Genomic DNA, 14,320 nt, shown 5'->3' on the forward strand with positions numbered 1-14,320 from the left:
TCGCTGGTGGGGCGTGAGTGACTCGAACACTCGACCTACGGATTAAGAGTCCGCTGCTCTACCAACTGAGCTAACGCCCCAACGAAGAACGAGATTCTAGCATGATTTTCGGCGCTGTCAACAGTTGGAGCAAAACCAGGCGCAACGCTTTTCGCGCATGCCGATGCTGGCAGCCATCAGGTGAACGGAACCGAACGCCAGCCTTGCAGGTCATCCATTTGAGCGCAATCGCACAAGCCGGATCCGCACGATATCGCCGGAGCCATGTTAGGATTCTTCTCCACTTGCATATGGAGGGCTGCACCGATGGATATCAAATTCCAAGAGCAAGAGCGTTACGACATCAACAATGAAGGCTTGCTCTTCCAGGCGATCGTCAATGGCGAGAAAGTGACTTGCGTAGTGACACGCGAGGCACTGTGGGAAGGCTTCAGCGCCGACCAGGTGCTGTCGCTGGAAGAGGCATTCCGTGCCGGCCGCGAAACCATTGAACGCGCCGCCGTGGTGCTGATCGAGCAGGGCGCGCCCCAGCCAATCGTCGTCAAGCGCGCCCACGTGGCGCCGATCTGATGAGGATGGATGCCCCGGCCAGCCGTCGGCATGTCGCGGGCGCCCATCCACCATCAGGCATCACCGCGTAGGGCCGTCCGGCCTTGCGTACCTGGTCCGGCAACGCCGGCGCAGGCACTACCGTCATCCCCGCTGTTTCAATTTCCGTTTGTTTAACACTGTCCTCGGCAGATTTTTATTGCTGAAGGGACGTTGTGCGCGACGCGTCAGCGTGCCGCCGTGGTGGCGCATGCCTTCGGCTGCGGTGCGCCCGCCGCATCCGTGCTGGCGGCGTCGTGCATGGATGCTCCCGGCCGTGACGCGCATTCTTCGAAGATCCTGGCGCGGCACTGTGCACAGATCTCGGGCGACAGTTTGCCAATGATCGTGTGCAGCGCCTGCCGCTTGGTCGGGAAGATATGGTCCGGCCCCAGCTTGTTGCTGAAGCCGGTCTGCTCCCATGTCTGCAGCACTTGCGTGCGCGGGCGGTGGAAGTAGAGGTCGCCACCCATGGCGCGGCGCTCGGCAAGCTCGTTTTCCCACATCTCCGCGCCCGCCAGGTCGATGAAGTTCATGCTCTTGGTCATCGCCAGCAAGTGCGTCTGGCCGGCATTGACCGTGCGCAGCCAGTGCAGGCGGTCGGTCACGTACTGCACGGCGCCGAAGTAGATCGCGCCTTCCATGCGCAGCAGCTTGAGTTGCGGGCATTCCGGCTGCGGACGGTGCAGTTCGTCCAGCGGCGTGAAGCGCCGGCCAGGGTCGTCGGCATCAGGCACCAGGCTGCGCACAGCCGGCCGGGAGGTGCGGTACAGGTAGGCCACCAGCGACAGCACGGTGCCGAGCAGCACGGCCATTTCGAGCCGGATCACCAGCGTCGCGGCGAACGTGCCGATGGCGATCGCGAACTCGGTACGGCTCAGCGTGAAGATGCGCCGCAGCCGCGCAATATCGAGCAGTCCCCACGCTACCAGCAGCAGCATGGCGCCGATCGCCGCCATCGGGATCTGCGCCAGCAGCGGCGCGCTGACAGCGACCAGCGCCACCAGCCACAGCGCCGAGAACACGCTGGCCAGCGGCGTGCGCGCGCCGGCTTCAAAGTTGGGTACCGAGCGGTTGAGCGAGCCGCACGAGATATAGCCGGAGAAAAAGCCGCCGGCGATATTGGACAGCCCCTGGCCGATGAATTCGCGGTTGGCGTCGATATGCTGCCCGGAGCGCAGCGCCACCGCCTTGGCGATCGAGATCGACTGGCCCAGCGCGACGATGGTCAGGGCGGAGGCGATGCCGAGCAGGTCGGGCAGCTTGCGCCAGTCGACGTCGGGCACGTGGAAATTCGGCAGGGCCGACGGGATCGGCCCGACCACGTTCACATGCTGGGCGAAGGTGCCGGCCTGGTTTAGCAGCAGCGCCACGCCATATCCGGCCAGCAGGCCCAGCAGCATGAACGGCAGCTTGCGCCACAGCCGCTTGCATAGCAGCGTGACCACCAGCGTCACGGCAGCGACGGCAACCGCGGACCAGTTGATGGTGTCGGCGTGTTCGGCCAGGTGGCGCAGCACGCCGAAGGCACTGGTGCCGGTCGGCACTTGCAGGCCGAACACATCCTTCAGTGCATAGAGCCCGATCAATGTCGCGGCGCCGCACGTGAAGCCGAGCAACACCGACGGCGAGATAAAGTTGGCGAGCGAACCGAGCCGCAACGTGCCGACCGCGAGCTGCATCACGCCGACCACGATGGTCACCGCCAGCGCCAGCCCGATATACGCGGGGCTGCCGGCGAATGCGAGCGGGCTCAGCATGGCGAACAACGCCAGCGAATTGGCATTGGTCGGCCCCGACATCACGTGCCAGCTCGAACCGAACAGCGCCGCGACGATGCAGGGCACCACCGCGCTGTAGATGCCGTACTGCGGCGGCAGTCCGGCCAGCGTGGCGAAGGCCACGCCTTGCGGCAGCACCAGCACCGCGCCGAGCAGGCCGGCGATCACGTCGGCGCGCAGTGTGGTGCGGTCGACGCGCTGGCGCCACGGGAACATGCGGTGCAGGAAAGAGCCTTGCGTGGATACGGACATGGGGAACAGGACAGCCTCGGCGCCCCTGTCAGCGGTCTCGCCGCGTTCAGGGGTTCATGCCGGCAGTGTAGCGGGCAGGCCGCCGCGGGGCGAGCCGGGCATGCCCGGACTTGCGTGAACGCGTGGACTGGGGCGGCGCGTGCCGCGGCAGCCGCAGCCCCTGGCGGGCGTCAGCCGCAGTGCAGCGTGGCGACCACCGGCGTGTGATCCGAGGGCTGTTCCCAGGTGCGCGGCACGCGGTCGATCGCGCAGGCGGAGCATTGCTCCACCAGCGCCGGCGACAGCAGGATATGGTCGATGCGCAGCCCGGCATTGCGGCGGAACGCCATCATGCGGTAATCCCACCAGGAGAAGCTCTTCTCCGGCTGCTCGAACCTGCGGAAAGCATCGGCCAGGCCCAGTTCCACCAGTGCGGTGAAGGCGGCGCGCTCCGGCGGCGACACGAGGTTCTGGCCCACCCACTTGGCCGGGTCGTGCACGTCACGGTCTTCGGGCGCGATATTGAAGTCGCCCAGCAGCGCGAGGCGCGGATGGCGCTGCATTTCCTCGCGCAACCACGCTGTCATCGCTTCCAGCCACTTGAGCTTGTACGTGAACTTTTCCGACTCGGGCGACTGGCCGTTGGGAAAGTAGGCGCAGACCAGCCGCAGGTCGCCATAGGTGGCGGCGATCACGCGCTGCTGCGCATCCTCGAAGCCCGGGATGTTGCGCACCACGTCAGCCGGCCCGGGCATGCTGGCGTCGCGGGCGACGATGGCCACGCCGTTGTACGTCTTCTGGCCGGTGTAGATGCTGTGGAAGCCGGCATTTTCCAGTTCGGCCAGCGGGTACTTGTCGTCCGGCAGCTTCAGTTCCTGCAGGCACAGCGCGTCGATCGGCGCGCCGGCCTGGTCCTGCTCGGCCAGCCATTGCAGCACCTGCGGCAGGCGCACCTTGAGCGAGTTGACGTTCCAGCTGGCGATGCGCAGCGGACCACTGGTGGGCAGTGCAACCGCGCTCATGCCGCCATCCCGCCGTGGCGCAGCAGCGCATCGATCTGCGGCGCGCGGCCGCGGAACGCGACGAAGGATTCCATCGCCGGGCGGCTGCCGCCCACCGACAGGATCTCGCGCTGGTAGCGCGCGCCGGTCTCGCTGTCGAGCACGGTGCCCGACAGCTGCGCCGCTTCTTCAAACGCCGCATAGACGTCGGCCGACAGCACCTCCGCCCACTTGTAGCTGTAGTATCCCGCCGCGTAGCCGCCGGCAAAGATATGGCTGAAGGTATTCGGCCAGCGCGACAGCGGATGCTGCGGCACCACGTGCACGCGGTCGTTGATCTGGCGCGAGAGCTCGAGCACCGAGGTGGCGCCGGCCGGGTCGAAGTCCGTATGCAGGTGCATGTCGAACGACGAGAACACGATCTGGCGCAGCGTCATCATGCCGTTCTGGAAGTTCTTGGCGGCCAGCATGCGGTCGAACAGCGTGCGCGGCAGCGGCGCGCCGGTGTCGACGTGCTGGGTCATGCCGGTCAGCACTTCATACTCCCAGCAGAAGTTTTCCATGAACTGCGACGGCAGTTCCACCGCATCCCATTCCACGCCGTTGATGCCCGACACGCCCAGCTCGCCCACCTGCGTCAGCATGTGGTGCAGGCCGTGACCGAACTCATGGAACAGCGTGATCACTTCGTCGTGAGTGAACAACGCGGGCTTGTTGCCCACCGGCGCGGAGAAGTTGCAGGTCAGGTACGCGACCGGCGTCTGCACGCCGCCTTGCTCCAGCACCTTGCGGCCGCGCGCATCGTCCATCCACGCGCCGCCGCGCTTGCCTTCGCGCGCGTACAGGTCGATGTAGAACTGGGCCAGCAGCGTGCCGTCGGCGGTGGTCACGCGGAAGAAGCGCACGTCCTTGTGCCAGGTCTGCGCCGGCTCGGCCTCGATACGCACCGAGAACAGCTTCTGCACCACGCCGAACAGACCTTCCAGCACCTTGGGCTCCGGGAAGTACTGCTTGACCTCGTGCTCGGAGAACGCATAGCGCTGCTGGCGCAGTTTTTCCGAGGCGTAGGCCACGTCCCAGGGCTGCAGGTCGGACAGGCCGAGTTCGGCGGCGGCGAAGGCCTTCAGTTCGGCCCAGTCCTTCTCGGCGTACGGGCGTGCCTTGACGGCGAGTTCGTCGAGGAACTTCAGTACTTCGGCCGGCGACTCGGCCATCTTCGGCACCAGCGAGACTTCGCCGTAGCACTGGTAGCCGAGCATCTGCGCTTCTTCACGGCGCAGCGCCAGCTGGTCGCGCATGTTGGCAGTGTTGTCCCAATCCGCCTGGCCCTGGCCGTACTGCTGGCCGAGTTCCGAGGCGCGCGTGACATTGGATTCGTACAGCGTCTGGCGCAGCGCGCGGTCGTCGGCGTACTGCAGCACCGGGAAGTACGAGGGGAAGTGCAGCGTGAACTTCCATCCGGCCTTGCCGTCTTTCTCGGCGGCGTGGCGGGCGGCTTCCTTCGCATCGTCGGGCAGGCCGGCGAGCCGTGCCTCGTCCTCGATGATCAGTGCGTAGGTGTTGGTGGCGTCCAGCACATGATCGGAGAAGGCCTTGGACAGCTGCGCCTGCTGCTCCTGGATTTCGGCAAAGCGCGGTTTCCGGTCTTCAGGCAGCTCGGCGCCGCCCAGGCGGAAGCCGCGCAGTTCGTTCTCGATCAGCTGGTGGCGTGCCGCGCTCATACCGGCAAACTCGGGGCTGGCGGCCAGCGCCTTGTACTTTTCATACAGCGCCAGGCTCTGGCCGAGCGACGACCAGAACTCGGTCATGCGCGGCAGGTTGTCGGCGTGCGCCTTGCGCAGCTCCGGCGTGTCGGCGACGGCGCTCAGGTGGCTGACCACGCCCCAGGCGCGGCCCAGCGGCTCGGTGGCGACTTCCAGCGCCTGCACGGCGTTGGCCCAGTCGGCCGGCGTGGCCGGATCCTCGGCGCGGGCGACGGCCTGCTGCGCGTGTTCCAGCAGCACGTCCAGCGCCGGGCTGATGTGCTCGGGCCGGATTTCGGCAAAGCGGGGCAGGTCGGAAAAGTCCAGCAGCGGGTTGCTGGTCGCGTTGGTCGCGTTGGTCGAGGTGGTGGCGTCGGCAGCTTGGTCCATGGCGTGTTCTCGGTTGGCTGGCCTCAAAGGTCGATGCCCCGCAGATGGGGGCGGGGTGCGGGCATTTCCAGCACCCCGTGTGGCGTACTGTACGTCGGATGCAAGTCCAATGTACGCCGAACGCGCAGGGGCTTCAGCCCGCGGCGCGTTCCGCTGCTTCCAGCGTGTTGACCAGCAGCATGGTGATGGTCATCGGGCCGACGCCGCCCGGCACCGGCGTGATGTAGCCGGCCACCTCGCGCACGCCGGCGAAGTCCACGTCGCCGCACAGCTTGCCGTTGTCGTCGCGGTTCATGCCGACGTCGATCACGACGGCGCCCGGCTTGACCATGTCGGCGGTGATCAGGTTGCGCCTGCCGACCGCGGCCACCACCACGTCAGCCTCGCGGGTATGGGCGCCGATATCGCGCGTCTTGCTGTTGCAGATGGTGACGGTGGCGCCAGCCTGCAGCAGCAGCATCGCCATGGGCTTGCCGACGATGTTCGAGGCGCCCACCACCACGGCACGCGCGCCGCGCAGCGGGTACTGGATCGATTCCAGCATCTTCATGCAGCCGTACGGGGTGCACGGGCGGAACAGCGGGGCGCCGGTCATCAGCGCGCCGGCGTTGGCGACGTGGAAGCCGTCGACATCCTTTTCCGGGGCAATCGCTTCCAGCACCTTGTGGCTGTCGATGTGCTTGGGCAGCGGCAGCTGGACCAGGATGCCGTGGATGCTCGGGTCCTGGTTGAGCGCGTCGATGCGGGCCAGCAATTCCGCCTCGGACAGGTCGGCCGGGTAGCGGTCGAGCGAGGAGTGGAAGCCGTTGTCCTGGCAGGCCTTGACCTTGTTGCGCACGTAGACCTGGCTGGCCGGGTCTTCACCGACCAGGACCACGGCCAGTCCGGGGCGGTGGCCGCGTTCGGTCAGGCTGGCGGCGCGCTGGGCGGCTTCGGAACGGATTTGTTTGGCAAGGGCGTTGCCGTCGATCAGTTGGGCAGACATGGGGGAAAAGACCGGTTTAGGCGGGTTTAGGCGGGTTTTGGCAGATTCTTGGCCGCGAGTGGCGTGTGCCCGGCATGCAGGCATGCGGATCAAAGGCGAATTATAAAGGGTCAGTGCGGGCTGGCGCGCGCAGCTTGACCGGCGGCAAGGGTTGGCCGGGTGCGGCGCTGGTAGCATCGGCCGCATGCACACCGCGCTCCCGTCCCTGCTGTCCGATCCGCTGCTGATTGTCGTGTCCCTCGCCGGGCTGCTGTGGGCGCTGACGCGGCGGCCGTGGCAGCTGCTGCGGCGCAATGCGCTGCAGCACGCCTGGCTGGGCGCAATGGTACTGGTGGCGCTGCTGTGGACGGTGCGTGCCACGCTGGTCGGCGGCCTGGTGATCCAGTTGATGGGCGCCACGCTGATGGTGACGCTGTTCGGGCTGCCGCTGGCGCTGCTGTCGCTGTTCGTGGTGGACCTGGTGTCGCTGTTTGGGCTGGAGTACCTCGCCGGGCACGGCTGGGAGCTGTTCGACTGGCCTTCGCTATGGGTGCGCTATACCTGGCTGGCGCTGGTGCCGGCGCTGCTCTCGGCAGGCCTGCAGGCGCTGATGCGGCGCTGGCTGCCGCGCCATCCGTTCGTCTTCATCCTGGGACACGGCTATTTCACCGCGGGTCTGGCCGCGCTGGGCGCCGGCGGGGTGCAGGCGGCGTGGCGGCACGTGATGGCGCCGGGGCTGCCGTTCACCGTGGCCGAAACGCTGACGGCAACGCTGATCCTGGCGTTTGGCGAGGCTTTCCTGACCGGTATGCTGGTGGCCATCTTTGTGGTCTACCGGCCACAATGGGTGGTCACCTTCCGGGACGAGGAATACCTGAAGAACTAGGAAGGGACCGGGCGCCAGGGAGGGACTGGACGCCTGGGTGCGCCCGGCAAGCGGCCGGCCACATGACGGAGCCAGCCTGCACGGTGCTGCCGGCCCGTCGGGTCAGCTGTTGCGCGACAGCGCCAGGCGCAGCAGGTCGGCGACCGTGTTGACGTTGAGCTTTTCCATGATGTTGGCGCGGTGCGCCTCCACCGTCTTGATGGAAATGCCCAGGTCGTCGGCGATCTGCTTGTTCAGGCGACCGGCCACGATACGCTCCAGCACCTGCTGCTCGCGCGTGGTCAGCTTGCCCAGCAGGTCCTTGGCGGCGCGCTGCTCGCGCGCGGCGGAATGGTCGGTGCGGGCCTTCTGCAGCATGCGCTCGACCAGCGCGCGCAGTTCGGATTCGTCGAACGGCTTCTCGATGAAGTCGATCGCGCCGCGCTTCATGGTCGTGACCGCCATGGGCACGTCGCCGTGGCCGGTGATGAAGACGATCGGAATATTGATGTTCTCGGCGATCATCCGCTCCTGCAGTTCCGGGCCGCTCATGCCGGGCATGCGCACGTCGAGGATCAGGCAGGACACCTGGCCGGCGTCGTAGGCGGCGAGGAACTGCTCGGCGCTGGTAAAGCTGCGAACCTGGTAGCCATTGCCCTCCAGCAGCCAGGTCAGCGAGTCGCGCATGGCTTCATCGTCGTCGACGATGAACACGGTCTCGCCGCGGTGGGGCGTGGGGTTTGGCGTTGCGGTCATGTAGTCTCCTCGGGACAACAATTCATTGCTGCGAAGTGTAACCGCCCCGGGGCCTCTGTGGCGAGACGGATCCCCCACCTGCGTAGGGGGTCTGGCGCCGGCCTTGCGGGGGTGTCCGGAATGAATCGGACAGCGGTGGAATGCGGGGATTATTGCTCGGCCATCACGGGATGCAGCGGCAGCATGATCTTGAAGGTGCAGCCGACGCCGTCGATATTGTTCTCCACCCACAGCCGGCCCTGGTGCGACTCGATGATCGAGCGGCAGATGTTCAGCCCCATGCCCATGCCGTCGGACTTGGTGCTGAAGAAGGGCTCGAACAGGCGCTCCTTGGTGGCCTCGTCGACGCCCGGGCCCTGGTCGATGACGTCGATATGGATGTTGTCACCGATCTCGCCCGGCTCCACGCGCGCATGCAGGCGCACCACGCCGCCGGCGTGCAGCGCCGGCAGGCCGGCCATGGCCTCGACCGCGTTCTTGAGCAGGTTCACCAGCACCTGCTCGATCAGCACCGGGTCGACATAGATGGTCATCGGCGGTGCCGGCAGCCGGGTCAGGATGGTGACGCGGCGCCGGGTCGCCTCCAGGTCGGCCAGGCCCACGGCATCGGCGACGATGTCGTGCAGCGACGCCTCGCGCCGTTGTGGCTGGCTGCGCTTCACGAAGCCACGGATGCGGCTGATGATGGTGCCGGCGCGCACGGCCTGCGCCGACGTCTTCTCCAGCACCGGGATCAGGTCCTCCGGCGTGCTGCGGCCCGAATGCAGTCGCGCCACCGCGCCCATGCAGTAGTTATTGATTGCGGCCAGCGGCTGGTTCAGTTCATGCGCCAGCGACGACGCCATCTCGCCCATGGTGGTCAGGCGGCTGGTGAACTGCAGGCGTTCTTCATGCTGGCGTGCCATTTCCTCGGCGGCCTTGCGCACCGTGATGTCGGTGGCGATCTGCATCTGCGCCAGGTGGCCGTCGACCCACTGGATATAGCGGCGGCGCACCTCGAACCATTTCTGCATGTCGGGTACGAACACCTCGCGCGCGTCCGACGCATAAGGCATCAGTTCCGAAGCGGGCAGGCCGGCGTAGGCATCGACATAGTCGGCGTTGTCGCTCGAGACCTGTTCCTTGTCGAGCTCGTCGCCGGCCAGCTTGAGGTGGCCCTCGGCCTCCCAGCCGAACAGCTGCCGGTAGTAGCGGTTGGCGAACAGCAGCTCGGCCTTGTCGGTGGCAAGCACCGACACCGCCGCGTCCAGGCTCTCCAGCACCGTGGTGAAGCGGTCATGCGCGGCGGCCAGTTCCTCGCGCGCGCGCTTGGGCTCGGTGATGTCCGTCATCGAGCTCATCCAGCCGGTATGGCGGCCGCGGCTGTCCACCAGCGGCGACACGTACATGCGTGCGTAGAAGCTGCTGCCGTCGCGGCGCATCGTGCGCATCTCATAGCCGCCGGCGGGCGACTTGCCCTGCAGCGTCAGGTCGATCTGCTTCTGCATCTCCTGCTGGTCGTTGGGCGGCCAGTAGGGGAAGGGCGGCAGGCGCCCGACCAGGTCGTTCTCCTGCCAGCCGGTCATGCGGCAGAAGGCGGGGTTGACGTAGGTGATGCGGCCGTTCAGGTCGAGCGCGCGCAGGCCGATCAACATCGAGTTTTCCATCGCGCGGCGGAACGAGGTCTCGGCCAGCAGCGCGCGCTGCGCCTCGGAGCGGCGGCTGGTGTGGCGCCACATGCTCCACAGGCTCCACAGCAGGAAGCAGGACAAGCCCACCACCAGCCACAGCAGCATGTTGTTGGGCAGGTTCGACGGTGGCGGGTAGGCGTCGGCGCGCAGCGACAGCGAGTGGCCCGGCGGATCGAGCAGCACCTCGTACGACAGCGCGTTGCCCGGGACCGGCCGCAGCGAGGTGCTGGCGCGGGTCTGGTTGTTCTTGTCGATCAGCGAGAAGCGGTAGCGCTCGGTCAGCTCAGGCGGCAGCAGGTGCGTGAGGATGCCGTTGATCGAGTAAAGCGCGCCGAGCGTGCCGAGGAACTCGTTGTCGCGCACGATCGGCACCTGCATCAGCATGAAGCTGTCGCCGCGGTCGTTGACCAGCGGGCGCGAGTAGACCACGCGCTGGGTCTCGCGCGCGGCATCGAAGGTGTCCAGCACTTCGGGTTCGAGCGGCTGGTCCTGGTTCTCGCGCAGGCGCACCGCGAACTCGGACGTCGACGGCAGCGACCAGCGGCCGCGCTTGGTGGCGTCGAGCCAGTTGATGAAGACGATCTCGGGGTTCTCGCGCAGGATTTCCTGCGCCGCGGTGCGGTAGGCGCCTTGCTCCAGCTGTGCCGCGGCGATGTCGCGCGCCAGTGAGGCCAGCTGGTCCTGGTTGCTGAGCAGGGACAAGCGTACGCGCTGCTGCGCCCAGGCGGCGTCGCGGTACAGCGCGTCGCGCTGCTGCTGGCGCTCGGTCTCGTGCAGCGACCACAGGATCACGCCCATCGCCACCGTGAACAGCACGATCGCGACCAGCGGGATGAACATGAACCAGCTGGTGGCGACCAGGTTGCGCCAGCGCAGCCACCACAGGCCGCGGGGCGCCGCTACCGGCGCGCCGTCGTCGGGGCCGAGCGTGTCGATCGGACCAAGCCCGGCCGCCGGGGAGGGGGTGTGGCCGGGATCGCCACCGGCGGCCTTGGCTGTACCCGAGGCATCGGGTGAGAGCATGGCTGCGCGCAGGCGGGAAAGGAAGCGATCGAGGAACGGCATGGGAGGGATTGACGGCTGACCTGCCAGTGTACCGAGATTATTGCGGTGCGTCGCTTGGGGAAAGCGCCAATGAAATCCCGGCTGCCGCTGCCCGTGCCGCCGCCCTTGTGGCTGGCGGCAGGCCGGCCGGGACATGATTGTTGGTGCACCGCGTCATTATTTCACATTGCAAAAAACGATATCGCAATTTGAAAATTTCACTTGTGTTGGCAAATGGGCTTCCATAGAATCGGTTCGACCCAAGAATGCGGGCGGTAGCCATGCGCCTGCCGCGCGGAGGGACCGGAACAGGTTCCCCGGCGGCGGCCCCGATGCAAGGCGCGGCAGCGCTGAACCCGCAACGGTGCGAGTCAACCCGTAAAGCCCCCAGGCCGGCGCCGGAAGCGCAGGCACGGAAGCACGAATTCACCCAGGAGACAGTCATGTCCGCCGTACCAGAGCAGATTCTCGGCGCATCCAGCGCCAACGACGCCGATCCCCAGGAAACCCATGAATGGCTGGATGCCCTGCAGGGCGTCCTCGCCGCCGAGGGCCCTGCGCGCGCCGCGTTCCTGATCGACAAGCAGATCGAGTACGCACGCGTGAACGGCGTGACCCAGCCGTTCCACGCCGAGACGCAGTACATCAACACCATTCCGGTGGAGCAGCAGGCCCGTATCCCCGGCGACCAGGACATCGAGCACCGCATCCGCTCGTACACCCGCTGGAACGCCATGGCGATGGTGCTGCGCGCCAACAAGCACACCAACGTCGGCGGCCATATCTCCTCGTTTGCCTCGGCGGCCACGCTGTATGACGTCGGCTACAACCATTTCTGGCGTGCCCCCTCGGAACAGAGCGGCGGCGACCTGGTCTTCGTGCAGGGCCACTCGGCACCGGGCGTGTACTCGCGCGCCTTCCTGCTGGGCCGCCTGAGCCAGGACCAGCTCGACAACTTCCGCCAGGAAGTCGACGGCAAGGGCATCTCGTCGTACCCGCACCCGTGGCTGATGCCGGATTTCTGGCAGTTCCCGACCGTGTCGATGGGCCTGGGGCCGATCATGGCCATCTACCAGGCCCGCTTCATGAAGTACCTGGACAGCCGCGGCCTGGCCAAGGCCGGCGACCGCAAGGTGTGGGCCTTCCTGGGCGACGGCGAGACCGACGAGCCGGAATCGCTGGGCGCGATCGGCATGGCCGGCCGCGAGAAGCTCGACAACCTGGTTTTTGTCATCAACTGCAACCTGCAGCGCCTGGACGGCCCGGTGCGCGGCAACGGCAAGATCATCCAGGAACTGGAATCCGAGTTCCGCGGCGCCGGCTGGAACGTGATCAAGGTGGTGTGGGGCAGCAAGTGGGATTCGCTGCTGGCCCGCGACACCAAGGGCCTGCTGATGAAGCGCATGATGGATTGCGTGGACGGCGAATACCAGACCATGAAGGCCAAGGGCGGCGCCTACGTCCGCGAACACTTCTTCAACACGCCTGAGCTGAAGGCGATGGTCGCCGACTGGTCCGACGAGGACATCTGGCGCCTGAACCGCGGCGGCCACGACCCGCACAAGATCTACGCCGCCTACAAGGCCGCCAGCGAGCACAAGGGCCAGCCCACGCTGATCCTGGCCAAGACCATCAAGGGCTATGGCATGGGCGACGCCGGCCAGGCCATGAACGTGGCCCACCAGCAGAAGAAGATGCCGGTGGACGCAATCCGCAAGTTCCGCGACCAGTTCAACCTGCCCGTTGCCGACGACCAGCTGGAAGAGGTGCCGTACATCACCTTCCCGGAAGGCTCGAAGGAACTGGAGTACATGCGCCAGGCGCGCCTGAACCTGGGCGGCTACCTGCCGGCCCGCCGCCAGAAGGCCGAGGCGCTGCCGGTGCCGCAACTGTCGGCGTTCGACGCGCTGCTGAAGGCCACCGGCGAAGGCCGCGAAGTGTCCACCACCATGGCCTTCGTCCGTATCCTGAACACGCTGCTGAAAGACAAGCAGATCGGCAAGCACGTGGTGCCCATCGTGCCGGACGAGTCGCGCACCTTCGGCATGGAAGGCCTGTTCCGCCAGGTCGGCATCTGGAACCAGGAAGGCCAGAAATACGTGCCGGAAGACCATGACCAGCTGATGTTCTACAAGGAATCGCAGACTGGCCAGGTGCTGCAGGAAGGCATCAACGAAGCCGGCGCCATGTGCGACTGGATCGCCGCCGCCACGTCGTACTCGACGCACGGCGTGCAGATGATCCCGTTCTACATCTACTACTCGATGTTCGGCATCCAGCGTATCGGCGACCTGTGCTGGGCCGCTGCCGACATGCGCTCGCGTGGCTTCCTGCTGGGCGGCACCGCCGGCCGCACCACGCTGAACGGCGAAGGCCTGCAGCACGAAGACGGCCACTCGCACGTGTTCCACGCCGCGATCCCGAACTGCATCTCGTACGACCCGACCTTCCAGTACGAACTGGCGGTGGTCATGCAGGACGGCCTGCGCCGCATGTACGCCGAGCAGGAAGACGTCTACTACTACCTGACGGTGATGAACGAGAACTACGAGCATCCGGAAATGCCGGCTGGCGTAGAGCAGGACATCGTCAAGGGCATGTACCAGTTCCGCAAGGGCGTCGAGAACAGCAACGCGCCGCGCGTGCAGCTGCTGGGCTCGGGCACGATCTTCCGCGAGGTGATTGCCGCCGCCGAACTGCTGAAGAAGGACTGGGGCGTCGAGTCCGACCTGTGGGGCTGCCCGAGCTTCACCGAACTGGCCCGCGAAGGCCAGGCCGCCGAGCGCTACAACCTGCTGCATCCGTCCGAGACGCAGCGCGAGTCGTTCGTCACGCAGAAGCTGAAGTCGGCCCGCGGTCCGGTGATCGCCTCGACCGACTACGTGCGCGCCTTCGCCGAGCAGATCCGCCCGTTCGTGCCGCGCCGCTACGTGGTGCTGGGCACCGACGGCTTCGGCCGCTCGGATACCCGCGAGAAGCTGCGCCACTTCTTTGAAGTGGATCGCCACTGGGTCACGCTGGCCGCGCTCAAGGCGCTGGCCGACGAGGGCGCCATCAGCCGCGACAAGGTGGCCGAGGCCATCAAGAAGTACAACCTCGACCCGAGCAAGCCCAACCCGATGTCGGTCTGATCCGGCAGCCAGCACCCACACCCGCAGTACGGCTACGCCGTGCCGCGGGCGCCCCGGCCTGACGCCGAAGGCGCCTTGCGGCACGGCGGCGTGACAGAAGCGGGCGGCGAAGGTAATCTCGCCGCTTGCGGATGTCATGCGCGCTGGCCTGCCCAGG

9 protein-coding genes and 1 tRNA gene are annotated in these 14,320 nt (G+C 66.7%); 3 read left to right on the forward strand and 7 right to left on the reverse strand.

Annotation, left to right across the window (positions count from 1 at the left end):
• Positions 1-4: 4 nt before the first annotated feature.
• Positions 5-80 (reverse strand) — tRNA-Lys (locus tag LPA45_RS06140).
• 226 nt (positions 81-306) lie between these two features.
• Here LPA45_RS06140 and LPA45_RS06145 point away from each other — a divergent pair.
• Positions 307-570, forward strand: a complete 264-nt coding sequence (locus tag LPA45_RS06145; protein WP_029047712.1) for a DUF1488 domain-containing protein — start codon at positions 307-309, stop codon at positions 568-570.
• 206 nt (positions 571-776) lie between these two features.
• On the opposite strand, the gene LPA45_RS06150 is transcribed toward LPA45_RS06145, so the two are convergent.
• From LPA45_RS06150 to folD, 4 genes are all read right to left on the reverse strand, one after another.
• Entirely contained in the window at positions 777-2,621 is a 1,845-nt protein-coding gene (locus tag LPA45_RS06150; RefSeq protein WP_376790634.1) for a SulP family inorganic anion transporter, read from the reverse strand.
• Positions 2,622-2,791: 170 nt separating this feature from the next.
• Positions 2,792-3,622, reverse strand: coding sequence for an exodeoxyribonuclease III (gene xth / locus LPA45_RS06155; protein WP_199414510.1), 831 nt, complete (start codon positions 3,620-3,622; stop codon positions 2,792-2,794).
• On the reverse strand, positions 3,619-5,733 hold the full coding sequence (locus LPA45_RS06160) for a M3 family metallopeptidase (protein WP_116317744.1): 2,115 nt from the start codon (positions 5,731-5,733) through the stop codon (positions 3,619-3,621). Before LPA45_RS06160 ends, xth begins: the two co-directional genes overlap by 4 nt.
• A 133-nt stretch (positions 5,734-5,866) precedes the next feature.
• Complete coding sequence (gene folD, locus LPA45_RS06165) at positions 5,867-6,718, reverse strand: bifunctional methylenetetrahydrofolate dehydrogenase/methenyltetrahydrofolate cyclohydrolase FolD (protein ID WP_116317745.1); 852 nt, start codon at positions 6,716-6,718, stop codon at positions 5,867-5,869.
• 184 nt (positions 6,719-6,902) lie between these two features.
• Here folD and LPA45_RS06170 point away from each other — a divergent pair, with 184 nt between their 5' ends.
• The gene (locus LPA45_RS06170; RefSeq protein ID WP_116317746.1) at positions 6,903-7,583 is read left to right on the forward strand and encodes an energy-coupling factor ABC transporter permease; all 681 of its coding nucleotides are present in this window, start codon (positions 6,903-6,905) and stop codon (positions 7,581-7,583) included.
• A 102-nt stretch (positions 7,584-7,685) separates the two neighbouring features.
• Here LPA45_RS06170 and LPA45_RS06175 read toward each other — a convergent pair whose 3' ends face one another.
• Both LPA45_RS06175 and LPA45_RS06180 read right to left on the reverse strand, forming a co-directional pair.
• On the reverse strand, positions 7,686-8,318 hold the full coding sequence (locus LPA45_RS06175; protein WP_116317747.1) for a response regulator transcription factor: 633 nt from the start codon (positions 8,316-8,318) through the stop codon (positions 7,686-7,688).
• A 149-nt stretch (positions 8,319-8,467) separates the two neighbouring features.
• Complete coding sequence (locus LPA45_RS06180; RefSeq protein ID WP_317921995.1) at positions 8,468-11,053, reverse strand: PAS domain S-box protein; 2,586 nt, start codon at positions 11,051-11,053, stop codon at positions 8,468-8,470.
• Positions 11,054-11,475: 422 nt separating this feature from the next.
• On the opposite strand from LPA45_RS06180, the gene aceE reads away from it, so the two are divergent.
• Positions 11,476-14,163, forward strand: coding sequence for a pyruvate dehydrogenase (acetyl-transferring), homodimeric type (aceE, locus tag LPA45_RS06185; protein ID WP_116317749.1), 2,688 nt, complete (start codon positions 11,476-11,478; stop codon positions 14,161-14,163).
• The last annotated feature ends 157 nt before the right edge of the window (positions 14,164-14,320 follow it).

It is taken from the genome of Cupriavidus sp. Agwp_2 (genome assembly GCF_040784895.1).
In the GTDB taxonomy this organism is placed as follows: domain Bacteria; phylum Pseudomonadota; class Gammaproteobacteria; order Burkholderiales; family Burkholderiaceae; genus Cupriavidus.

Excerpts from the sequence above, each read along its gene's own strand:
- aceE (WP_116317749.1), top strand. The coding sequence starts at position 11,476 with ATGTCCGCCGTACCAGAGCAGATTCTCGGCGCATCCAGCGCCAACGAC.
- LPA45_RS06150 (WP_376790634.1), bottom strand. The coding sequence starts at position 2,621 with ATGTCCGTATCCACGCAAGGCTCTTTCCTGCACCGCATGTTCCCGTGG.
- LPA45_RS06170 (WP_116317746.1), top strand. The coding sequence starts at position 6,903 with ATGCACACCGCGCTCCCGTCCCTGCTGTCCGATCCGCTGCTGATTGTC.
- xth (WP_199414510.1), bottom strand. The coding sequence starts at position 3,622 with ATGAGCGCGGTTGCACTGCCCACCAGTGGTCCGCTGCGCATCGCCAGC.
- folD (WP_116317745.1), bottom strand. The coding sequence starts at position 6,718 with ATGTCTGCCCAACTGATCGACGGCAACGCCCTTGCCAAACAAATCCGT.
- LPA45_RS06175 (WP_116317747.1), bottom strand. The coding sequence starts at position 8,318 with ATGACCGCAACGCCAAACCCCACGCCCCACCGCGGCGAGACCGTGTTC.
- LPA45_RS06145 (WP_029047712.1), top strand. The coding sequence starts at position 307 with ATGGATATCAAATTCCAAGAGCAAGAGCGTTACGACATCAACAATGAA.
- LPA45_RS06180 (WP_317921995.1), bottom strand. The coding sequence starts at position 11,053 with ATGCCGTTCCTCGATCGCTTCCTTTCCCGCCTGCGCGCAGCCATGCTC.
- LPA45_RS06160 (WP_116317744.1), bottom strand. The coding sequence starts at position 5,733 with ATGGACCAAGCTGCCGACGCCACCACCTCGACCAACGCGACCAACGCG.